At 68.4% G+C, this 22,229-nt stretch carries 20 protein-coding genes; 12 read left to right on the forward strand and 8 right to left on the reverse strand.

Translation table 11 applies throughout. From position 1 onward, the window contains the following. Positions 1 to 28 precede the first annotated feature (28 nt). Positions 29 to 2,926, reverse strand: a complete 2,898-nt coding sequence (gene uvrA, locus ACYQ7X_RS08835) for an excinuclease ABC subunit UvrA (RefSeq protein WP_459696603.1) — start codon at positions 2,924 to 2,926, stop codon at positions 29 to 31. Between the two features lie 225 nt (positions 2,927 to 3,151). Between uvrA and ssb the strand changes: the two genes are divergently transcribed. Both ssb and ACYQ7X_RS08845 read left to right on the forward strand, forming a co-directional pair. Then, on the forward strand, positions 3,152 to 3,673 hold the full coding sequence (gene ssb, locus ACYQ7X_RS08840) for a single-stranded DNA-binding protein (protein ID WP_459696604.1): 522 nt from the start codon (positions 3,152 to 3,154) through the stop codon (positions 3,671 to 3,673). A 94-nt stretch (positions 3,674 to 3,767) separates the two neighbouring features. Further along, on the forward strand, positions 3,768 to 5,141 hold the full coding sequence (locus ACYQ7X_RS08845) for a chloride channel protein (protein ID WP_459696606.1): 1,374 nt from the start codon (positions 3,768 to 3,770) through the stop codon (positions 5,139 to 5,141). Positions 5,142 to 5,147: 6 nt separating this feature from the next. Here the strand turns inward: ACYQ7X_RS08845 and ACYQ7X_RS08850 are convergent, their stop codons facing one another. From ACYQ7X_RS08850 to ACYQ7X_RS08865, 4 genes are all read right to left on the reverse strand, one after another. Next, positions 5,148 to 6,611 carry a mannose-1-phosphate guanylyltransferase/mannose-6-phosphate isomerase gene (locus ACYQ7X_RS08850; protein ID WP_459696698.1) on the reverse strand — a complete coding sequence of 488 codons (1,464 nt, stop codon included), beginning with the start codon at positions 6,609 to 6,611 and terminating at the stop codon, positions 5,148 to 5,150. Positions 6,612 to 6,673: 62 nt separating this feature from the next. Further along, positions 6,674 to 8,071, reverse strand: a complete 1,398-nt coding sequence (locus ACYQ7X_RS08855) for an MFS transporter (protein ID WP_459696607.1) — start codon at positions 8,069 to 8,071, stop codon at positions 6,674 to 6,676. A gap of 8 nt (positions 8,072 to 8,079) precedes the next feature. Next, the gene (locus tag ACYQ7X_RS08860) at positions 8,080 to 9,261 is read right to left on the reverse strand and encodes an MFS transporter (RefSeq protein WP_459696609.1); all 1,182 of its coding nucleotides are present in this window, start codon (positions 9,259 to 9,261) and stop codon (positions 8,080 to 8,082) included. A 68-nt stretch (positions 9,262 to 9,329) separates the two neighbouring features. Continuing rightward, positions 9,330 to 10,385, reverse strand: coding sequence for an RluA family pseudouridine synthase (locus ACYQ7X_RS08865; protein ID WP_459696610.1), 1,056 nt, complete (start codon positions 10,383 to 10,385; stop codon positions 9,330 to 9,332). Positions 10,386 to 10,439: 54 nt separating this feature from the next. On the opposite strand from ACYQ7X_RS08865, the gene ACYQ7X_RS08870 reads away from it, so the two are divergent. The 3 genes from ACYQ7X_RS08870 (at position 10,440) to denD (ending at position 13,141) form a co-directional block, all read left to right on the forward strand. Next, entirely contained in the window at positions 10,440 to 10,772 is a 333-nt protein-coding gene (locus ACYQ7X_RS08870) for a hypothetical protein (RefSeq protein ID WP_459696611.1), read from the forward strand. Between the two features lie 7 nt (positions 10,773 to 10,779). Continuing rightward, positions 10,780 to 12,069: a DUF445 domain-containing protein gene (locus tag ACYQ7X_RS08875; protein ID WP_459696612.1), complete on the forward strand. Its 1,290-nt coding sequence runs from the start codon at positions 10,780 to 10,782 to the stop codon at positions 12,067 to 12,069. A 70-nt stretch (positions 12,070 to 12,139) separates the two neighbouring features. Further along, positions 12,140 to 13,141 carry a D-erythronate dehydrogenase gene (gene denD, locus ACYQ7X_RS08880; RefSeq protein WP_459696613.1) on the forward strand — a complete coding sequence of 334 codons (1,002 nt, stop codon included), beginning with the start codon at positions 12,140 to 12,142 and terminating at the stop codon, positions 13,139 to 13,141. Between the two features lie 41 nt (positions 13,142 to 13,182). Here the strand turns inward: denD and ACYQ7X_RS08885 are convergent, their stop codons facing one another. Next, positions 13,183 to 13,542, reverse strand: coding sequence for a hypothetical protein (locus ACYQ7X_RS08885; protein WP_459696614.1), 360 nt, complete (start codon positions 13,540 to 13,542; stop codon positions 13,183 to 13,185). Positions 13,543 to 13,616: 74 nt separating this feature from the next. Then, the gene (gene speB / locus ACYQ7X_RS08890) at positions 13,617 to 14,699 is read right to left on the reverse strand and encodes an agmatinase (RefSeq protein ID WP_459696616.1); all 1,083 of its coding nucleotides are present in this window, start codon (positions 14,697 to 14,699) and stop codon (positions 13,617 to 13,619) included. Between the two features lie 171 nt (positions 14,700 to 14,870). Here speB and ACYQ7X_RS08895 point away from each other — a divergent pair, with 171 nt between their 5' ends. Genes ACYQ7X_RS08895 through ACYQ7X_RS08925 form a run of 7 tightly spaced genes read left to right on the forward strand, consistent with a single transcriptional unit; the run spans position 14,871 to position 20,999 of the window. Further along, positions 14,871 to 15,374 carry an SUF system Fe-S cluster assembly regulator gene (locus ACYQ7X_RS08895; RefSeq protein ID WP_459696617.1) on the forward strand — a complete coding sequence of 168 codons (504 nt, stop codon included), beginning with the start codon at positions 14,871 to 14,873 and terminating at the stop codon, positions 15,372 to 15,374. Positions 15,375 to 15,378: 4 nt separating this feature from the next. Then, positions 15,379 to 16,863 carry a Fe-S cluster assembly protein SufB gene (gene sufB, locus ACYQ7X_RS08900; protein ID WP_459696618.1) on the forward strand — a complete coding sequence of 495 codons (1,485 nt, stop codon included), beginning with the start codon at positions 15,379 to 15,381 and terminating at the stop codon, positions 16,861 to 16,863. A gap of 18 nt (positions 16,864 to 16,881) precedes the next feature. Continuing rightward, positions 16,882 to 17,631, forward strand: coding sequence for a Fe-S cluster assembly ATPase SufC (sufC, locus tag ACYQ7X_RS08905; RefSeq protein ID WP_459696619.1), 750 nt, complete (start codon positions 16,882 to 16,884; stop codon positions 17,629 to 17,631). Then, positions 17,631 to 18,920 carry a Fe-S cluster assembly protein SufD gene (gene sufD / locus ACYQ7X_RS08910; protein ID WP_459696620.1) on the forward strand — a complete coding sequence of 430 codons (1,290 nt, stop codon included), beginning with the start codon at positions 17,631 to 17,633 and terminating at the stop codon, positions 18,918 to 18,920. The genes sufC and sufD overlap by 1 nt, the downstream gene beginning before the upstream one ends. After that, complete coding sequence (locus tag ACYQ7X_RS08915) at positions 18,917 to 20,167, forward strand: aminotransferase class V-fold PLP-dependent enzyme (protein WP_459696621.1); 1,251 nt, start codon at positions 18,917 to 18,919, stop codon at positions 20,165 to 20,167. The genes sufD and ACYQ7X_RS08915 overlap by 4 nt, the downstream gene beginning before the upstream one ends. A gap of 20 nt (positions 20,168 to 20,187) precedes the next feature. After that, complete coding sequence (locus ACYQ7X_RS08920; RefSeq protein WP_459696622.1) at positions 20,188 to 20,607, forward strand: SUF system Fe-S cluster assembly protein; 420 nt, start codon at positions 20,188 to 20,190, stop codon at positions 20,605 to 20,607. Between the two features lie 14 nt (positions 20,608 to 20,621). Next, positions 20,622 to 20,999 carry a HesB/IscA family protein gene (locus tag ACYQ7X_RS08925; RefSeq protein ID WP_459696623.1) on the forward strand — a complete coding sequence of 126 codons (378 nt, stop codon included), beginning with the start codon at positions 20,622 to 20,624 and terminating at the stop codon, positions 20,997 to 20,999. Between the two features lie 83 nt (positions 21,000 to 21,082). On the opposite strand, the gene ACYQ7X_RS08930 is transcribed toward ACYQ7X_RS08925, so the two are convergent. Next, on the reverse strand, positions 21,083 to 22,225 hold the full coding sequence (locus tag ACYQ7X_RS08930; protein ID WP_459696624.1) for a hypothetical protein: 1,143 nt from the start codon (positions 22,223 to 22,225) through the stop codon (positions 21,083 to 21,085). Between the last annotated feature and the right edge of the window lie 4 nt (positions 22,226 to 22,229).

A 22,229-nucleotide genomic window follows, 5' to 3' on the forward strand; every position in this document is an offset into this window, starting at 1 on the left:
AACCCGCCCGGCCGGAAGCGCCGCCCCCTCAGGCACGGCGGCGGCGGGCGCGGGGCTTTTCGGCCGCCATCGTCTCCTTCAGCAAGGGCGCCAGGAACCGCCCCGTATGGCTCGCCGGATGGGCAGCGATCTCCTCCGGCCGGCCTTCGGCGACGATCCGCCCGCCGCCATCGCCGCCTTCCGGCCCGAGGTCGAGAATCCAGTCGGCGGTTTTGATGACTTCGAGGTTATGCTCGATGACGACGACCGTATTGCCCTGATCGACGAGGGCGTGCAGCACTTCGAGCAGTTTCCGCACATCCTCGAAATGCAGGCCGGTGGTCGGCTCGTCCAGGATATAGATGGTCCGCCCCGTCGCACGGCGGGCGAGTTCCTTGGCGAGCTTGATGCGCTGCGCCTCGCCGCCGGAAAGCGTCGTCGCCTGCTGGCCGAGCTTGACATAGCCCAGGCCCACCTGGGCGAGCAGGCTCAGCCGGTCATGGATGCGCGGCACGGCGGAGAAGAAGGGGATCGCTTCCTCGACGCTCATATCCAGCACATCGGCGATCGACTTGTCGCGGAACTTCACCTCCAGCGTCTCGCGATTGTAGCGCTTCCCCTTGCAGACATCGCAGGTGACGAAGACATCCGGCAGGAAGTGCATCTCGATCTTGAGCACGCCATCGCCTGAGCAGGCCTCGCAGCGCCCGCCCTTGACGTTGAAGCTGAAGCGCCCGGCCTTGTAGCCGCGCGCCCGGCTTTCCGGCATTTCGGCGAACCAGTCCCGGATCGGGGTGAAGAGATCGGTATAGGTCGCGGGGTTGGAGCGCGGCGTGCGGCCGATGGGCGACTGGTCAATGTCGATGATCTTGTCGAGCAGGTCGAGCCCTTCGATCTTCTCGTAAGGCGCCGGCACCTCGCCCGAGCCCATCAGCCGGCGGGAGACGGCCTTGTAGAGCGTGTCGATCACCAAGGTCGATTTGCCGCCGCCCGAGACCCCGGTGACGCAGGTGAAGGTGCCCAAGGGGATCTCGGCCGTCACCGCCTTGAGGTTGTTGCCGGTGGCGCCGATCAGCCGCAGCATGCGCGCCGGATCGATCGGGCGGCGCTTTTCCGGCACCTCGATCCGCCGCCGGCCGGAGAGATAGGCGCCGGTGATCGAGCCGGGATGGGCCGCGACTTCCGCGGGCGTGCCTTCGGCGATCACCCGCCCGCCATTCACCCCGGCGGCCGGCCCCATGTCGATCACATGATCGGCGGCACGGATCGCATCCTCGTCATGCTCCACCACCAGCACGGTATTGCCGAGCGCCTTGAGCCGGCGGAGCGTGCCGAGCAGCCGCTCATTATCCCGCTGGTGCAGGCCGATGGAGGGCTCGTCCAGCACATAGAGCACGCCGGTAAGGCCGGAGCCGATCTGGCTCGCCAGCCGGATGCGCTGGCTCTCGCCGCCCGATAGCGTGGTCGAGCCGCGCGAGAGGGTGAGGTAGTCGAGCCCGACATCCATGAGGAAGCGGAGGCGGTCGACGATCTCGCGCAGGATGCGCCGCGCGATTTCCTGCCGCTGCGGGGTGAGTTGGCTCTCGACGCCCTCGAACCAGGGCAGCGCATCGCGGATGGCAAGCTCGGAAGCCGCGGCGATGGTCGATCCCGCCACGCGCACCGCCAGCGCCTCCGGCTTGAGGCGCGCGCCATGGCAGACGACGCAGGGCTTCTCGGCCTGGTAGCGGGAAAGCTCCTCCCGCACCCAGGCGCTATCCGTCTCCTTCCAGCGGCGGGCGAGGTTCTTCAGCACCCCCTCGAAAGGCTTCGTCACCGCATAAGCGCGGACGCCGTCCTTATAGGTGATCTCCACCGGCTCATTGCCCGTGCCGTTGAGAATGGCCTCCTGCACCCGCGCCGGCAGCTCGCCCCAAGGTGTCGTCATCTTGACCTTGAAGTGGCGGGCGAGGCCCTGCAGCGTCTGGTCGTAATAGGGCGTCTGGCTATTCGCCCAGGGGCCGATGGCGCCGGCATTGAGCGGACGCCGCTCATCCGGCACGACAAGGGCAGGGTCGAAGAAGGTCTCGACGCCGAGGCCGTCGCAGGCAGGGCAGGCGCCGTGTGGCGAGTTGAAGCTGAACAGCCGCGGCTCGATCTCCTCGATCGTAAAGCCGCTGACCGGGCAGGCGAAGCGGGAGGAGAAGGTGATGCGGCCCGAGCCATCCGCCGGCGCGTCCGGCGGCTCGGCATAGGCGATGCCGTCGGCGAGGGCGATCGCGGTCTCGAAACTGTCGGCGAGACGCGGCTCGATCCCCGATCGGACGACGATGCGATCCACCACCGCCTCGATATCGTGCTTGAGCTTGCGGTTGAGGTTCGGCACCTCGCCGATCTCGTAGAGCGTGCCGTCCACCTTCACGCGGGTGAAGCCGCGGCGCTGCAGTTCGGCCAACTCCTTGCGGTATTCGCCCTTGCGGTCCCGCACCACGGGGGCGAGCAGCAGCAGGCGCGTGCCCTCCGGCATCGCCATCACCCGGTCCACCATCTGGCTCACCGTCTGCGCCTCGATCGGCAGGCCGGTCGCGGGCGAATAGGGGATGCCGGCGCGCGCCCAGAGCAGGCGCATATAGTCGTGGACTTCAGTAACGGTACCGACGGTCGAGCGTGGATTGCGGCTCGTCGTCTTCTGTTCGATCGAGATGGCGGGGGAGAGGCCCTCGATACTGTCCACATCCGGCTTGCCCATGAGTTCGAGGAACTGCCGGGCGTAGGAGGAGAGGCTTTCGACATAGCGGCGCTGGCCCTCGGCATAGATCGTGTCGAAGGCAAGCGAGGATTTGCCCGAGCCCGAGAGCCCGGTGATCACCACCAGGCTGTCGCGCGGGATCACCACATCGACGTTTTTGAGGTTGTGCTCGCGCGCGCCGCGCACGGTGATCGAGGCGCCGGAAGGTTTCTGTGCCACTCTCAGGACCAAATGCTCAAGGGGAGGATCGCTCGGGGAAGGAACTGCTCAGGATGTGTTCGTGACTTGTTCACGTATCGCACTTGCCGCACGGCGTCGAGCGCTGATGCCGTAGATGACCTTTTCGCGCTGCGGCGCAAGGTGCGGGTCGGCCGAGCGCTGGCTGCCGGCCAGGATCTGGTCTAGGCTTGGCGCTTTTCGATAAGTGCCGACGGAGACCGCAAGATGGCAGGCAGTGTGAACAAGGTGACCCTGGTGGGCAACCTCGGCAAAGACCCGGAGGTGCGCAACACCCAGTCCGGCATGAAGATCGTCAATCTGCGAATCGCGACCTCGGAAAGCTGGAACGACAAGGCGAGCGGGGAGCGCCAGGAGCGCACCGAGTGGCATAGCGTCGTCATCATGAACGACCGGCTGGCCGATATCGCCGAGCGCTATCTGCGCAAGGGCAGCAAGGTCTATCTGGAAGGCAAGCTGCAGACCCGTAAATGGACCGACCAATCCGGCGCCGACCGCTACACCACGGAAGTCATGCTCGGCCGCATCGGCGCCGAGATGGTGCTGCTCGACCGTGCCTCGGGCGAAGGCGCCGGCATGGGCGGCGGTGATCGCGGCTTCAGTGGCGGTGGCGGCGGGCGGGAACGGGCAGCGCCTGCGCGTGGCCCCGGCGGTGCGGGCGGCGGCGCGGGCGGCTGGGATAGCGGCCCCGGTCGCGGCGGCGATCTGGACGACGAAATTCCCTTCTGACCGGCCCACTCCCGGGTCATGCCAGGGCGGCAGGCGGCGGCGTTGACGCGGCGCGGCTGGCCGCGCTTGCTGCCGATCCCGCTTTGGTATTCGCATGAGACTTGATCGGCGCCTCCTCCGCTTCTGGCGACAACTGCCGCTGACCTCGCCGCGTCTCTGGGCGCGGCGCATCGCTTTCTGGGCGGGGGCGGTCATCGTCGCGCTGGTCGCCATCGGTTTCGCGCGGCTGGCGGACGGCGCGCAGACCCTCTTCGAGGCGGCGACCACGGGGCGCCCTTGGGCGGTGCTGGTCATTGCGCCGCTGGGCCTGGCACTCTCCGTCTATCTCACCCGCACGATCTTCCCGGGCGCGCAGGGCAGCGGCATCCCGCAAGTGATGGCGGCGCTGGAGATGACGGATTCGCGCCTCATCCAGAAGGCGCTGGGCCTGCGCATCGCGCTCGGGAAGCTCCTGCTCACCTTGCTCGGCCTCGCCTGCGGCGCCTCGATCGGGCGCGAGGGGCCGACGGTGCAGATCGGCGCCTCCATCATGCAGGCGCTCGGCCAGCTGCTGCGGCTGCCGCGGGCGGAAACGCAGCGCGGCCTCGTGCTCGCCGGCGGTGCCGCCGGGGTGGCGGCGGCCTTCAACACGCCCCTCGCCGGTATCGTCTTCGCGATTGAGGAACTCAGCCATAATTTCGAGAGCCGCACCAGCGGCATGGTGCTGACGGCCGTCATCCTCGGTGGTATCGCGACCTTGGCGCTCAGCGGGGATTATACCTATTTCGGCGTGACATCGGTGGGCCTGCCGCTCGGCAGCGGGTGGATGGCGGTGATCTTCTGCGGCGTCATCGGCGGCGCGCTGGGCGGCGGCTTCAGCCAGATCCTCATTCTGATGGCGCGCGGGCTGCCAGGGAAAGCGGGCCGCCTCGTCAAGACGCATCCCATCGCCTTCGCCGCCTTCTGCGGCCTGATGATCGCGCTGATCGGCCTCGTCTCCCACGGCGTGACCTATGGCACCGGCTATCTGCAGGCGCGCGCGCTGGTGGAGGGCGATGCGCGGCTGCCGGTTACCTTCTTCATTCTCAAATTCCTCGCCACCGTCTTTTCCTATCTGAGCGGCATCCCGGGCGGCATCTTCGCCCCCTCGCTCTCGGTCGGCGCCTCGCTTGGCAGCTGGCTTGCGCAGTTCTTCCCGCATAGCCCGGCGCGGGCCATCGTCCTGCTCGGCATGGTCGGCTATTTCGCGGGCGTGGTGCAGGCGCCGATCACCGCCTTCGTCATCGTGCTGGAGATGACGGCCAATCAGCAGATGACGATCCCGATCATGGCGACCGCGATGCTGGGCTTCGCAACCTCCCGCCTCGTTTGCCGGCGGCCGCTCTATGGCAGTCTGGCGCGGCGCTTCCTCAGGGATACGCTGGCCGCCAGCCGCGCCGCCGCGGGAGAGATCGCGACGGTCTCGGTGACGAGGCCCGGGGCGGATTAACCTGCTTCAGCTCCGCCCGTAGGTATCCTGGAAGCGGACGATATCATCCTCCCCGAGATAGGAGCCGGACTGCACCTCGATCAGCGTCAGCGGGATTCGCCCGGGGTTGTAGAGGCGGTGCTTGCAGCCGAGCGGCAGGTAAATGCTCTCATTCTCCCGGACCAGGAGTTCGTCCTCGTCGCGCGTCACGATCGCGGTGCCTTCCACCACCACCCAATGCTCGGCGCGGTGGTAGTGGCTTTGCAGCGAGAGCTTCTCGCCCGGCTTGACCACGATGCGCTTCACCTGGAAGCGCTCGCCCAGGATAAGCACCTCGTAATGCCCCCAGGGGCGGTAGCAGATATTGTGGTTGGCGGCTTCCGGCCGACCGGCGGCGCGCAGCCGCTCCACGATCTTCTTCACATCCTGCGAACGATCCCGATGCGCCGCGAGGACGGCATCCTCCGTCACCACCAGCACCACATCCTCGAGGCCGAGGACAGTCGCCAGGATCCCGTCGCTCCGCACGTAGCAGTTGCGCGCATCCTCCAGCACGGTATCGCCGATCGCGACATTGCCGGCGGCATCCTTCTCGCCGAGATCCCAAAGCGCGTTCCAGCTGCCGACATCGGACCAGGCGAAATCCACCGGCACCACAGCGGCGCGGGTGGTGCGCTCGGCCACCGCGTAATCGAGGCTGATATTGGGGCAGGCCACGAATTCCTCGCGCCCGAGGCGGATGAAATCGAGATCGGTGGTGCGGGCATCCACCGCGCCCCGCGCGGCTCTCAGCACCTCCGGCGCATGTGCCTGCAATTCTTCCAGGAGCGTCGCCACGGTAAAGACGAAGATGCCGGAATTCCACAGGCAGCGGCCACTTGCAATAAGCGCGGCAGCAAGCTCCGCATCCGGCTTTTCGATGAAGCGGGTGAGGAGATGAGCCTCCGGCGCCTCGGCCAGCGGGGCGCCCATCTCGATATAACCGAAGCCGGTCTCCGGCCGGGTCGGCCGCATGCCGAGCGTCACCACCCGGCCGCTTTGCGCCACGCGCGCCGCCGTGAGCAGCGCGCGGCGGAGCGCCGCCGCATCCGGGATCGCGGCATCGGCCGCCATCATGCAGATCACCGCCTGCGGATCCTCCTCGGCGAGGACGAGGGCCGCCGCCGTGATGGCAGGCGCGCTGTTGCGGCCCACGGGTTCGAGCAGGATGCGCGCGCCGCCGATGCCGGCATCGCGCAGCTGCTCGGCGACGATGAAGCGATGCGCCTCGTTACAGACGACGAGAGGCGGGGCGAACTTACCCCCGAAAGTGCGGCGCGCGGTATCGGCGATCAGCGGCTGATCGGAGGCGAGCGGCCAGAACTGCTTCGGGAAGCTTTCGCGCGACACCGGCCAGAGCCGCGTGCCCGAGCCGCCCGAGAGGATGACGGGCACGATCGTCGGCGCAGCAGCCGCCGGGCGGGCGAGGTCGGCGGTGATATCGGGGCTCATCATCCAGGCTTCCTTGGTCTGCATCGGGCCTTGCTCACACCTAAAAGCAGTCAGGCAGAAGATCAAATGCGCTTGCCATGGCCGCTCACCTCCGCCCCCGCATGGCGCGGCAGCGCCAGGAAATCCGCAATGCCGGCGAGGCAGAGGAGGCCGATGCCGAAGAACGCGAAGTGAAACACCGCCACCCGGTCGAGCCCGCCGCCGAGTGCCGCGGCGCCGAGGCGGAGCAGCACCGCGCCGACGGCGACGCCGAGGCCGAAGGTCACCTGCTGGGCGAGGTTGAAGAGGGTATTGGCCGAGGTCATCCGCTCGGGCGGGATCTCGGCAAAGGCGAGGGTGTTGAGCGCGGTGAACTGCGTCGAGCGTGTCATGCCGCTCGCCAGCAGCAGGGGGAGCAGGAGCCAGCCGGGGCTCGCCGCCGTCAGCAGGCCGGAGAGCAGCATGGTCAGCGCCAGCAGCCCACCATTGACGATGAGGACGGGGCGGAAGCCGAAGCGCCGCATGATCGGCGTGGTGAAGGGCTTGATGCCGAGATTGCCGGCGAAGAGCACGAGCAGGAGGGAGCCGGCGGCGACCGGGCTGCGGCCGAAGCCGAGCTGCAGCATCAGCGGCATGAGGAAGGGCACGGCGTTGATCGCGGTGCGCATGAGCGAGCCGCCGCGCAGGCTGGCCCGGAAGCTCTGGCTCTGCAGCGAGGCGAAATCGATCAGCGGATGCGCCTGGCCGCGGGCATGCCGGGCGGTCGCGACAGCGAGCAGGATGCCGCCGAGCACGAGGCCGAGGCTGAGGACAAGGCTGCCCGAGGAGGAGCCGAGCAGGCTCGTGCCATAGACGACGCAGGCGGCGGCGGCGGCACTCAGCACAGCGCCCAGCCGGTCGAGCCTGCGCGCCGCACTCCGCTCGTTGCTCACGAGGGTCAGGGCGATAACGAGGGCGATGGCGCCCACTGGCAGGTTGATGAAGAAGATCCAGCGCCAGGAGGCGTAGGTGGTGAGGAAGCCGCCCGCCGCCGGGCCGATGATGGGGGCGACGAGGGCGGGCCAGGTGAGCAGCGCGGTCGCCTGCATCAGCCGCGCCTTGGGCGTCACCCGCAGCACCACGAGCCGCCCGACCGGCACCATCATCGCCCCGCCGAGGCCTTGCAGCAGCCGCGCGGCGAAGAAGCTCCAGAGACCCTGCGAGAGGCCGCAGAGCGCGGAAGCGAGGGTAAAGACCGCGATCGCCGTGGCGAAGACGGTTTTCGCCCCGAAGCGCTCGGCGGCCCAGCCGCTCAGCGGAATCCCGGCGGCGAGCATCAGCACATAGGCGGTGATGCCGAGGTTGAGATCGACGGGATGGACCCCGAAGCTCTGCGCCATGCGCGGCAGCGCGGTGGTGATGATCGTGGTGTCGAGCAGTTCCATGAAGCCGGTGCCGGCCACCAGAAGCGCTACGAGAACGGAGGTGGTGGGGCGGGGCATGCGGGCTGCTAGCGTAAGCGTGGCGGGGCTTTCGCATCCCCTTGGGCGATAAAGAGGATGAGCGCGCCAAGCGGCGGGGTGAAGCCGAGCAGGGCGACGAGCGGCCAGCCCGCGAGGTGGTAAAGCAGCGGTGCCACCGCCGAGCCCACCGCCGCCGCGACGAAGGCACCGGCGATGAAGAGCGCGTTGATGCGGTTGCGGATATCGGGCGCCAGATCGAAGAGGATCTTCTGCGCGAAGGCGAGATGCGCCTGCACCCCGGCATCGAGCAGGATGGTCGAGACGACAAAGAGGATGAGGCTCGGCCAGGCCCGCAACAGGCCGGCGGGCCAGGACAGCGCGAGCCCTGCCGCCACCATCGCCATGCAGCCGATGGTGCCGAGGCGGATGTGGCCGCGATCGGCCATCCGCCCGGCGATCGGCGCGGAGAGCGCCCCCGCCGCACCGACCAGCGAGAAGATCGCGATGCCGCGCTGGCCGAAGCCGAAATGGCGGGTGAGTTCCAGCGGGATCGTCGTCCAGAAGACTGAGAAGGAGAAGAACAGCCCCATGTGATAGAGCGTCCGCCGCCGCAGCACGCGGGTGCGCAGCATAAGCGTCCAGAGGGAGGCGAGCATGCTGCCGTAATGGCCGCGCGCCCGCGGATAGCGGGGCGGCAGCCGCGTGCGGAGGATGAGCGCCGTCGCCAGCATGGCGAAGGTTGCGATCAGGAACACCGCCCGCCAGCCGGCGAAGCTCGCGATGAGGCTGGCGACCGGCCGGCCGAAGAGAATGCCGGTGAGGAGCCCGCTCACCACCGTCGCCACCTGCCGGCCGCGCTTCTCGGGCGCGGCGAGATGCGCCGCCATCGGCACCGCCATCTGCGGGGTGACGGAGGTGAGGCCGATGATGAGGCAGGCGAGCAGGAAGGCGCCCGGCGCATGCGCGAGGGCTGTGAAGAGGAGGGCGGCGGCGCTGGCGCAGAGCGTCAGCACCATCAGCCGGCGATTCTCCAGAAAATCGCCTAGCGGCACCAGCAGCAGCAGGCCGAGCGCATAGCCGATCTGGGTGAGGGTGACGACGAGGCCATAAGCGCCGGGATGCAGCCCGACCGACGGGCCGATGAGGCCGATCATCGGCTGGGCGAGATAGAGATTGGCGACGCTCACCCCGGCCGTCGCCGCGAGCAGCAGCGTCATCGCCGCGGACATGCCCGGAGGGCGCTCACGCTCTGCATTGTTCGACATTGCTCGGACTAAGGCCGCGGCCCCGCCGCCTGTCAACCGGAGAGGGCGGCACCCAGCCGGTCGAGCGCGGCGAGCAGCGCCTGCATGTCGGCCGGCGGATCGGTCTGGAAGGCGAGCGGTACGCCGGTCCGCGGATGGGCGAAGGCAAGGCTTGCTGCATGCAGCGCCTGGCGCGGAAAATCGAGCAGCTCCCCGCGCAGCTCGGCCGGCAGCAGGCGCGCCGCGGCAGGAACCCGGCGGAGATAGACCGGATCGCCGATGATCGGATGGCCCCTATGCGCGAGATGCACGCGGATCTGGTGGGTGCGGCCGGTGGCGAGCTTCACATCGAGCAGCGAGGCGGCGAGCCGCCAGATCTTCATCGTGCGGTAATAGGTCAGCGCATCCCGCCCCCCGCTGCCGCGCACCGCCATGCGCTTGCGGTCGCGCGGGTCGCGCCCGATCGCGCCTTCGATCTCGCCGGTGGCGGGGCTGAGCACGCCCCAGCAGAGGGCGCGGTAATGCCGGTCGAGATCGCGCTGGGCGAAGATCTCCGAGAGGCGCGCATGGGCAAGCTCGGTCTTGGCGGCGACCATGACGCCCGAGGTTTCCTTGTCCAGCCGATGGACGATGCCGGGCCGCTTCTCGCCGCCGATACCGGTGAGGCTTTCCCCGCAATGGGCGAGGAGGGCGTTGACCAGCGTGCCCTCGTAATTCCCCGGCGCCGGATGCACGACGAGCCCGGCCGGCTTGTCGATGACGATGAGATCGGCATCCTCGTAGAGCACGGTGAGGGGGATCGCCTCGGGGCGCGGCAGGGCGGGCGCCGCTTCGGGGATGGTGAGCGCGTACTGCTCCCCGGCCTGCACCGGCTCCGACGGGTCACGCGCCGGCCGCTCGCCGCGTCTTGCCATCCCGTCCAGGATCAGGTTCTTGATCCGCGAGCGGGAAAGGCCGGGCAGGTGGCGGGCGAAAAACCGGTCCAGCCGCTCGCCCGCCTCTTCCGGAGCGGCTGCGATGGCGTCGGGTGGGGCACTCGCGTCTGCCTCCGGGGCGGCATCGAGGTCGTCGTCGTCGTCGTTCGGATCGGAATCGTGGGGCTGTGGCATCCGCGAGCAATACCCAGATAGAGGGCGCCCTCCTAGGGGCGTGGGAGTGCCTGGATGAAAAGCACGCGGCCGCTGCTGATCGCGGTGATCGTCATGGGAATCCTCGTCGTCCTGGCGACGGGCGTGGTCATCGTCAAGGTGGTGCAGGATATCGCGGGAGGCGGCAGGCAGCCCGCTGCCTCCCCGGTGGCGCTGGTGCCGGGCGGGCCTGCGCGTGTCAGGCTCACCACGCAGATGCTGAACGAGCCGCCGGGCTCGCATATCGTCTCGATCACCGGGGTCGGCGATCGGCTGAGCGTGCTCATCACCGGCGGCGGGCCGGACCGCATCCTCTTCATCGATCCGGCGAGCGGGCTTGTCACCGGCCAGCTCATGCTCGGGAAATAATGGGCTGATGGACGCCCGACCGGCCCCGGCGCCGAGCGAGGCGGATCGCGCCGCGCGGCGCTCCCTCCGCCGCCACCGGCTGTTCGCGACCGGCCTGCTGCTGCTGATGGTCGCGCTCTGTCTGGCGAGCTTCGCGCTACCGCCGGGCCTCTGGCGGGATCTGCTGCAATCGGCCGCCAAGGCCGGCGTGGTCGGCGGCCTGGCCGACTGGTTCGCCGTCACCGCGCTTTTCCGCCATCCGCTCGGCATTCCCATTCCGCATACCGCCATCATCCCGGCCGAGAAGGAGCGGCTCGGCCGCGCGCTCGGCCGCTTCCTCGGCGCCCATGTGATGACCGAGGCCGAGGTCAGCCGCATGCTGGCGGAGGCCGATCTGCCCGGCCTCATCCACCGCTTCCTCACCGATCCGGCGACCATGCGGCCGGCCGCCGCGGCGCTGACCGCGCATCTGCCGCGCCTCCTCGCCTCGGTCGATGATGGCGGCGCGCAGCGGATGATCCAGCGCCTGCTGCCGCGCCTGGTGGGCGGCCCGGCGGCGGGGCAGGTGGTGGCCAAGGCGCTCTACGGGCTGGTGGAAGGCGGGCGCCACCAGGAGGTCTTCACCTTCGTGCTGGAGCAGCTGCGCGACATGCTGGCGCAGAAGGAGGACGATCTGCGCGGCGGCATCCGCGAGCGGGTGCGCGAACAGGGCGGCGCCCTGCTCGGCTGGGCGATCGGCGGCAGCGTGGCGCGCCGCGTGCTCGCCGCGGTCAATGCCGAGCTCGATACCATCGGGCCGGACGGCTCCACCATGCGGCTCGCCTTCGATGAATGGGTGCGCGACCAGATCGCCCTGATCGAGACCGATCCGGCGCGCGCGGCCGAGATCGGCGCCGCCATCCGCCGCGTTTTGGCGCATGAGAGCGTGCGGGATTGGCTCGGCGATGTCTGGATGCGGCTGCGCCGCGCGGTCGAGGCGGATGCTGCGCGGCCGCAGGGCCTCACCCAGCGCTATATGGAGGCGCTGCTCCGCCGCCTCGGCGAGGTGATCGAGGAAGATCCGGCGCTGCGCGCCGGGCTCGAACGCGGGGTGGCGCGCCTCATCGCCGCCCTCCTGCCGCTGGCGCAGGAGCGGGCGGCCGATTTCGTCGCCGGCGTCGTCTCCCGCTGGGATGCGCGCACGGTGACCGACCGGCTGGAACTGCGCGTCGGGCCGGATCTGCAATTCATCCGCATCAACGGCACGCTGGTCGGCTTTCTCGCGGGCGGCCTGCTCTATCTCCTCCTGCGCGCGCTATTCGGGGCAGGAGCACTTTGACAGCGGAACCGAGTGGGGGCCTCATAGGGCGAGAAAACCAACGGCCCGGCCGAGAGAGGGAGTGAGTGCCATGCATGTGATGATTTTGGGCGGCGCCGGCATGGTCGGCCGCAAGCTCGCGGACCGGATCGCCGCGGATGGCAGCCTGGGCGGCCGGCCCGTCTCGCATCTCTCCCTCATCGATGTCATCACCCCGCTGACCCCGCACGGCTTCATCGGCACGACCGACTGCACCGCCGCCGATCTGACCCGGCCGGAGATCGTGGCCGATGTTCTGGCGAGCCGCCCCGATGTCATCTACCACCTCGCCGCCGTCGTCTCGGGTGAGGCGGAGGCCGATCTCGACAAGGGCTATCGCGTCAATCTCGACGGCATGCGCTACCTGCTGGAGGCGATCCGCGCCGAGCAGGGCCGCGGCGCCTGGCGGCCCCGCCTCGTCTTCGCCTCCTCGATCGCGGTGTTCGGCGGCGACATGCCGGACGAGATCGGTGACGACTATTTCCTGACGCCGCAGACGAGCTACGGCACGCAGAAGGCGATGTGCGAACTGCTGCTGGCCGATTACGCCCGGCGCGGCTTCATCGAAGGGATCGGGCTGAGGCTGCCCACGGTCTGTGTCCGCCCGGGCAAGCCCAACCTCGCGGCTTCCGGCTTCTTCTCCAATATCATCCGCGAGCCGCTGATGGGCCTGCCGGCCGTGCTGCCGGTGAGCGAGAGCGTGCGCCACTGGATGGCGAGCCCGCGGGCGACCATCGGCTTCCTCACCCATGCGGCGGGGCTCGACACGGCGCGGCTCGGCGGCCGCACCAGCCTCACCATGCCGGGGCTTTCAGTGACCGTCGCCGAGCAGATCGCCGCACTCGAACGGGTGGCGGGGCTGAAGGCGAGCGGGCTGATCGAGCGCAAGCCGGATGAGACGATCATCCGCATCGTCGATAGCTGGCCGCGCGGTTTCGATGCGGCGCGCGCCCAAGGGCTCGGCTTCCGCGCCGAAAGCACTTTCGACGAGATCATCCGCGTGCATGTGGAGGATGAGCTTGGCGGGCGTATTCCGGTGCTCGGCGGGGCGTGATCGCGCAGCCGACCGGCGGCGCCGGGGCGAGGCGGAGGCGCTCAGCGCCGCGGGCGGCGGGCGCGCAGGATTGCCTCCATCTGCGCCATGATCGGGCCGAAGGCGCCGGGCATGGCGGCAGTGCTGCCACGCCGCATGCGCCAAAGCTGGAAGCGGAGCGCGCCATAGCCGAGCAGCGCGACGCCGAGCATGACCGGGACCAGCACGAGGGCGACCGAGAGTGCGAGGCCGGCAACCACAACGGCGCCGGCAAGCGCTGCCGCGATGGCAAGATTGCGCGCCAGGCGCCCGCCGCGCGGCGGCGGTGGGGCGCGCCAGCCGGCGAAGCCATCCGGGCGGGACTTCTCGACGAAGCTGCCATCGGCGCGCATGTCGAGGTCATAGGGGCGACGGTCGATCATGCAGGAGAGAGTGGGCCTCTCCCGCTTACCGATCAAGCGCCGTGGAGGTGACGGCTGCGTAATCTTGCCGCCGATCAAGCCCCCGCGCGCTGGATGGAGGGCTTGTCGCGCAGCGCCACCAGGCAGAGCATTTCGAACAGCACCTGCGCTGCAATCTGCGCCGTCGCCGTCGTCGGGTCGTATTGCGGCGCGACCTCGACCACGTCGCCCCCGACGATATCGAGGCCGCGCAGCCCGCGCAGCAGGGCGAGCACCTCGCGCGGCTCCAGCCCGCCGACCTCGGGCGTGCCGGTGCCGGGGGCATAGCCCGGATCGACAGAGTCGATATCGAAGGAGATGTAGACCGGGCCATCCCCGATCAGCTTCCGCGCGACTTCGATATAGCGGCGGATGCCATGCTCCTCGACCTCCTCGGCATGCACCACCGTCATGCCGCTGTCGTAGGAGAATTCGTAGAAGCATTCGGCGGTGCCGCGGATACCGATCTGCAGCGTGCGGCGCGGATCAACGCAGCCGGCGAGCACCGCCTGGCGGAAGGGGCCGCCATGATGGAAGCGGCTGCCCTCATAGGCGCCGGCTGTATCGGCATGCGCATCGATATGGATGAGGCCGACGGGGCGCTTCTCGCCGACCGCGGCAAGGATCGCCTGGCTGATCGAATGATCGCCGCCGACCGAGAGCGGGATGACGCCGGCCGCGACGACGCGGCGATACGCCGCCTCGATATCCTCATGGCAGCCTTCCAGGCTGTAGCGGCTGCGCATCGGCACATCGCCCAGATCGGCGAAGCGCAGGCTGCCCTGGGGCGCCACGCGCAGCACATGCTCATAGGGCCCGATCCGCTCGACCGCCCGCACGGCGCGCGGGCCGAGCCGACAGCCGGCGCGGTTGGTGACGCCGAGATCGAGCGGCACCCCGATCAGCGCGACGTCGAGATCCGTAAGGCCATCCTCGGCGGTGAAGGCATTCTGCCGATAGGGCGCGGCGAGAAAGGTCGCCGGATTGGCATAGGGCAGGCTGCGCGCGCCATCGGCGGTGATGATCTGGGAGCAGACCTCCTTGAAATGCGGATCATAGACGATCCCGGCGCTCACTCCTTCGTAGCGCGCCCGCAAGCGCTGGAGATTGGCCTCGAAATCCGCCGACCGGTCTGCCATGGCCGCCTCATCTGCTGCGCATTTTCAACCTGACTAACGGGATTGCCGGGATGGTTCAACTGCGGCTAAGAGCGCCCAGCCTCGGGCAGGCGGCCGGATGCGGCTTCGGCCACAGGGCAGATCCGTAAAACAGGACTGGTGTGGTCCGGTATAGCAGGCTAAAACCGAGCCATGCTCAAACTTTCCAAGCTCACGGATTATGCCGTCGTGGTCCTGGTCAGCCTGGGCGATCAGTCCGCCCTGCAAAGCTCGGGCGGCATCGCTGCCGCCACCGGCATTCCGGAGCCGACGGTCGCCAAGGTGCTCAAGACGATGACGGCCGCGGGCCTCGTGCTCTCGCAACGCGGCGCGCGCGGCGGCTACCGGCTGGCGCGGCCGCTTTCGGGCATCGCCGTTGCCGAGGTGATCGCCGCGATCGATGGCCCGATCGCGCTCACCGCCTGTGTCGAGCATTCGCAGAACATCTGCGAATCCTCCGGGCTTTGCCCCGTCCGCGGCCGGTGGGACAAGGTGAACGGCGCCATCCTGCAGGCCTTGAGCGGCATCAGCCTGGCCGATATGCGGCCCGCGGCGCTGTTTCTGGGCGAGGCCGAGCCGATCGCCGATGCGGCCGCCAAACCGGTGCGGGCCCTTGCCGCCGCAGCCTCCCTCTCAACCCCCGCTTGCGCTGAGTGACGCCATGCCCGCTGTTGCCGAAACTCTCGAGACCGTCCGCTCCGTTACCGGCTCCACCTACAAGTGGGGGTTCGAGACCGAGCTTGAGATGGACCTCGCCCCCAAGGGGCTGACCGAGGATACGATCCGCCTCATCTCGGACCGCAAGGGCGAGCCCGAATGGCTGCTCGCCTGGCGCCTCAAGGCCTTCGCCGCCTGGCAGAAGATGGAGGAGCCGCATTGGGCGAAGCCGGAGTTTCCGGCAATCGACTATCAGGAAATTCATTACTATGCGGCACCGAAGAAGAAGGGCGGCCCGAAGAGCCTGGACGAGGTCGACCCCGCCCTGCTGCGCACCTATGAGAAGCTTGGCATTCCGCTGAAAGAGCAGGCGATTCTCGCCGGCGTCGAGCCTGGCGACGAGGACCGCATGCCGATGGCGGTGGACGCCGTGTTCGACAGTGTTTCGGTCGCGACGACCTTTCGCGAGACGCTGGCCAAGGTCGGCGTCATCTTCTGCCCGATCTCGGATGCGGTGCGTGAGCATCCCGACCTCGTGCGCCAGTATCTCGGCAGCGTCGTGCCGGCGGGGGACAATTTCTTCGCCGCCCTGAATTCCGCCGTCTTCACCGATGGCAGCTTCGTCTATGTGCCGAAGGGCGTGAAATGCCCGATGGAGCTTTCGACCTATTTCCGTATCAACGCCCGCAATACCGGGCAGTTCGAGAGGACGCTGATCATCGCCGAGGAAGGCGCCTCGGTCAGCTACCTTGAGGGCTGCACGGCGCCGATGCGCGACGAGAACCAACTGCATGCGGCGGTCGTCGAACTCGTGGCGCTCGATGACGCGAAGATCAAATATTCGACGGTGCAGAACTGGTACCCGGGCGATGCCGAGGGCCGCGGCGGCATCTACAATTTCGTGACCAAGCGCGGCGCCTGCCGCGGTGCGCGCAGCCATATCAGCTGGACGCAGGTGGAGACAGGCTCGGCGATTACCTGGAAATACCCCTCCTGCATCCTGCAGGGCGATGGCAGCGTCGGCGAATTCTATTCGGTGGCGGTGACGAACAATCATCAGCAGGCCGATACCGGGACCAAGATGATCCATATCGGCCGCAACACGAACAGCACGATCATCGCCAAGACGATCAGCGCCGGCCATTCGGACAGCACCTATCGCGGCCTCGTTCGCATGATGCCGAAGGCGCAGAACGCGCGGAACTTCACGCAATGCGACAGCCTGCTGATCGGCGACCAGTGCGGTGCGCATACCGTGCCCTATATCGAAAGCCGCAACCCGTCGGCGAAGATCGAGCATGAGGCGACAACCTCGAAGATCGCCGAGGATCAGCTGTTCTATTGCCGCAGCCGTGGGCTTTCGGAAGAGGATGCGGTCGGCCTCATCGTCAATGGCTTTTGCCGCGATGTGCTGAAGGAGCTGCCGATGGAATTCGCCGTCGAAGCTCAAAAATTGCTGGCGGTGAGCCTCGAAGGCTCGGTGGGTTAAGGAAGGCGTAGGCGCATCATGCTTGAAATCAAAGGACTGACCGCCGAGATCGACGGCAAGCAGATCCTCAACGGGATCGACCTGACGATACCGCCCGGTGAGGTGCATGCCGTGATGGGGCCGAACGGCGCCGGAAAATCGACGCTCTCCTACGTGCTCTCCGGGCGCGAGGGCTATGAGGTGACGGGCGGCAGCGTGACCTTCAACGGCCAGGACATCCTTGGGCTGGAGCCGGAGGAGCGGGCGGCGGCCGGCATCTTCCTGGCCTTCCAGTATCCGGTGGAACTGCCGGGCGTCGGGAATGCGAATTTCCTGCGCACCGCGCTCAATGCGCTGCGCCGCGCGCGAGGCGAGCCGGAGATGGACGCCGTGCAATTCCTCAAGACAGCCCGCGCCGCGGTGAAGAAACTCGCCATGTCCGAAGACATGCTCAAGCGTAATGTCAATGTCGGCTTCTCCGGCGGCGAGAAGAAGCGCAATGAAATCCTCCAGATGGCGCTGCTTCAGCCCAAACTCGCGCTGCTCGACGAGACCGATAGCGGGCTTGATATCGACGCGCTCAGGATCGTGGCCGACGGGGTGAATGCGCAACGGGGGCCGGACTTCTCGGCGCTCGTCATCACCCACTACCAGCGCCTGCTCGACTATATCGTGCCGGATCATGTGCATGTTCTGGCGGCGGGCCGCATCGTGCGCTCCGGCGGGCCGGAGCTTGCCCATGAGCTGGAGGCCAACGGCTATGCCGGGCTGATCGGCGAGGCGGCCTGATGCGGGCGAAGACGCCAGTTTTAGCCGGGCCGGCGCTGGACGGGTTTCTCGCCCGCCACGCCGCCGGACCCGCGCGCGGCGCCGATGCGGCGCGCGCTGCCGCGGCCGCCGTGCTGCGCGAGAAGGGCTTGCCGACGCAGAAGGAAGAGCCTTGGCATTTCACCAGCCTGCGCCCCTTCGCCGGCCTCGCCTTCGATGAGGCGGAGGCGGGCGATGCCGCGGCGGAAGCCCGCTTGCTGGCGCTGCTCCCCGCCGTCACCGGCCCGCGCCTCGTGCTCCTGAACGGCCGCTATCGCCCCGATCTTTCCGAGACGCCACCAGCGCTTGCCATTCGCGCTTTCGCGCAAGGCGCGCCCTTCGGGCCGCTGGCCCGGCCGGAGCGGGACCGGATGGTGGCGCTCAACACCATGCTCGCCGAGGATGGTGTGGTGATCGAGGTGCCGGAGGGGGTGGACGGCGGCTTCCTGATGCTCGCGCAACTCACCGGTGGCACGCCAGCACGCATCGGCAGCCACCCCCGCCACCGCATTCGCCTCGGTGCCGGGGCGCGGCTCGTGCTGCTCGATGTGTCAGCCGGGACGGGCGAATATCTCAACAATCCGGTGATGGAGATCGAGGTCGCGGAAGGCGCGCAGTTGACGCATGGGCGGCTGCAGAATGACGGGCCGGAGGCCTTCCACCTGGCGACGATCTATGCCGAAGTGGCGCGCACGGGCGTCTATGATTGCTTCTCCCTCGCGCTCGGCGCGCGGCTCGGCCGCACCGAAATCCATGCCCGCCTGGCGGGCGAGCAGGCGGCGGTGCATCTGAACGCGGCGCAGATCATGGGTGGCAGCCAGGTAAGCGATTTCACGACCGCGATCCTGCATGATGCGCCGAATTGCCCTTCGCGCCAGACGGTCAAAAGCGTGCTGACCGGCCAGGCCCGCGCGGTCTTTCAAGGGCGGATCGAGGTGGCGCGCGTGGCGCAGAAGACCGACGGCTACCAGATGAACCAGGCGCTGCTGCTCTCGCCTGATGCCGAGATCAACAGCAAGCCCGAGCTTGAGATCTATGCCGACGACGTGAAGTGCAGCCATGGCGCGACGGTCGGCGCGCTTGATGCCGAGCAGTTGTTCTATCTCCGCAGCCGTGGCATCGCGGCGGATGATGCGCGGATGATCCTGGTGCGCGCCTTCCTCACGGATGCTTTCGAAGCGGTGGCGCATGAGGGCGTGCGGCGGGTGTTCGAGGAAGCGGTGGAGCGGTGGTGGATGACGACCGGGCGCACGGCGGAGGTTGCGGCATGAACGCCATCACCGGCCGCGCCGCCCCGCCCTTTGATGTCGAGAAGATCCGTGCGGATTTCCCCATCCTCGGCCAGACGGTGCGCGGCAAGCCCTTCGTCTTTCTCGATAGTGGCGCATCGGCCCAGAAGCCGCGTGTGGTGATCGACGCGATGCGCGAAGCGATGGAGACGCAATACGCCAATGTCCATCGTGGCGCGCATTGGATGAGCGAGCGCACGACGGAAGCCTTCGAAGCGGCGCGGGATTCGGTCGCGCGGCTGATGAATGCGGCGTCGCGCGATGAGATCGTCTTCACCCGCAATAGCACGGAGGCGATGAACCTCGTCGCCCATAGCTACGGGCGCGGCGTGATGCAGCCGGGCGCGGCGGTCGTGATTTCAGAGATGGAGCATCACTCCAACATCGTCCCCTGGCAGTTGCTGCGCGATGACCACGGCATCGAGCTGCGGGTGGCGCGGGTGACGGATGCGGGTGAGCTTGATATGGCGCATCTCGAAAGTCTGCTGGTGGATGGCCGGGTCGGGCTCGTCAGCATCACCCACATGTCCAATGTCCTTGGCACCTATACCCCGGCCGAGCGGATCGTCGCCCTCGCCCATGCCCATGGCGCCAAGGTCATGCTCGACGGCTCCCAGGCGATCGTCCATCGCCGGGTGGACGTGCAGGCCCTCGATGTCGATTTCTATGCCTGGACCGGTCATAAGCTTTATGGCCCGACCGGTATCGGCGTGCTGTACGGCAAGCGGGAACTGCTGGAGGCGATGCCGCCCTTCCTCGGTGGTGGGGACATGATCTCTTCGGTCACCTTCGAGCGATCAACCTGGGCGCGGGTGCCGCATAAGTTCGAGGCGGGCACGCCGGCGATCCTGGAAGGCATCGGGCTTGATGCCGCCATCCGCTATGTGGAGGCGATTGGTATGGACGCGATCGCGGCGCATGAGCAGGCCTTGACCGAGCATGCGCTGGCCCGCCTCGGCACGCTCGATGGCATCCGGCTGCTAGGCCAGGCGCAGGATCGCGGCGGCGTCTTCTCCTTCACCATGGAAGGGGCGCATGCGCATGACGTGGCCACCTTGCTCGATCAATCCGGCATTGCGGTGCGGGCCGGGCACCACTGCGCCGAGCCGCTGATGCAGCGCTTCGGCGTGGACAGTACCGCCCGCGCGAGCTTCGGGCTTTACACGACGGCCGGCGAGATCGACGCTTTGGCCGAGGTGCTTCTCCGTATCCGGGCGTTTTTCGCCTGACGGCGGGTGAGGAGGGAAAGATGGATGATCAGCAGCCGAGCCTGGGCGCGATGAACGAAACGCCCTTGCACCATGCCTGGACACCGGATGGCGAAGTGCCGCCTCCGGCTGCCTCATCCGCGTCCACGAGCCCGGGGGCGGTGAGCGAGGATGCGGTCATCGAGGCGATCGCGACTGTTTATGATCCGGAAATCCCGGTCAACATCTACGAACTCGGGCTGATCTACGCGGTCGATATCGCCGATGACGGCAAGATCCGGGTCGAGATGACGCTGACCGCGCCGGGCTGCCCTTCGGCCCAGGAACTGCCGGTGATGGTGCGGGAAGCGATCCTCGCCGTGCCGGGCGTGACGGCCTGCGATGTCGAGACGGTTTGGGATCCGCCCTGGGATATGAGCCGCATGAGCGACGAAGCCCGCCTCGCCATGAATATGTTTTGAGTGGAGTGACAGCCATGAGCCAGACCCAAGCGACCCCCGCTCCCAAGCCTGCCCGCCGCGCGCTGCCGCCGCTGATGACCCTGTCGGATGCCGCTGCCGCCCGCCTCGGCCAGCTCTATGCCGGCGGCCAGCAGGGCAAGCTGCTCAAGATCTCGGTCAGCACCAAGGGCTGCTCCGGCCTCTCCTACGATATGGATTGGGTGGAAGCGCCGGGGCCGACGGATGAGGTGGTGACGGATAAGGGCCAGACCGTGCTGGTGGACCGCAAGGCCTCGCTCTTCCTGATCGGCACCGAGATGGATTACCGGGTGGAGACGCTCTCCGCCGGCTTTACCTTCAGCAATCCGAACGAGAAGGGCCGCTGCGGCTGCGGCGAGAGCTTCTACGTCTGATCCGCGGGGCTTCGCGCGCCTGCGGCACGTGAAAAGACTGCCGGTTCCGGCCGACCCGGCTCACCTCGGAGCGCGGTCGAGCTTCAGGAGATCGGGCGCGCAGTATGGCCAGGAAGCGCGGCCAGGAAGTGCGCCCGGGCTGCCTGCACCCTAGCCGCCGGCAGGGTCTGCGGCAGGCCGGCCCGCGGCTCATCCAGAATCGTCACCTCTCCGAAATCGCCCGCGAAGGCCCAGGCAGCGATCGGCAGATCCGCGCCATCCTCGAAAGCGGGGTCCAGCATGCCGGCCCGCGCGAAGGCGGTGCGCGGCGCGCGCAGCAGCAGGCCCGTCGCGCCGCGCTGAGGCACGATCCTCTCTGCCAGCGTGGTGAGGCCCGCACCCCGCACCGCGCGCGCCACCCCGCCGCCGAGCAGGATGGCCTCCTCCTCCGTCGCCAGTAGCCGCGCCAGATCGGCGGGCGAGATCGGGGCAGCAGGGGCGAAACAGGCGACGGCCGGCGCGGCGGCGAGGCCGATCGCCCGGTTGAGGCGCGCCGCGGCTGCCGCTTCCCGGGCGATGCAGAGGCGGAGCCCGGCGATCGCGCTCAGCCTATCGGCGAGGCTGCCATCGTCGATCGCGATCAGCTCCGCGCTCAAAGTGCCGAGGAGCGGCGCGAAGGCGGCGATCGCCGCCCGCGCCTTGCCTGCGGCTGCGGCATCGGCGGGGCCGGCACGGCCGCGCGGCAGATCGAGGATGATGCTGAGCCGGGGCGTGGCAACCGCGCGGAGGGCGAGGGGGGTGGCGCGCTCCAGCGTCAGAAAGGCGCCGACCTGGGCGAAGGCCTGGCGCAACCGCCGGGCGGCGACCATCGTTTCCGGCATGCCCGCCTCCGCGGTGGCGAGGCTCTCGCCCAAGGACCTGGCCTGGGCCTGCCATGCGGCGATATCGCTGGGCGCTGCCGGCAGCAGGCGGGCGAAAACCTGCCCCGTCTCCACCTCTCGCGCTTCCAGCATCAGATCGCCGAGCGCTGTTTCCGGCAGGGGGATGGAAAACCCGTGATACCCATCCGAGACCCCCGGCCGGACCAGCGGCAGGTGCAGCCGGCCGGCGATCACCCGCGCGACCGCCCGGCCATCGGCCAGGATTTCGATGCGGAGCGATTCCCCCGGCCTTTGCGGCGATTGGCACCAGCCATGGGCGATGCGCCCTTGCAGATGCAGGGCGCCCCGCACCTCGTAGGGGGGCATCTCG

The sequence above is a fragment of the Acidisoma sp. C75 genome (assembly GCF_054665095.1).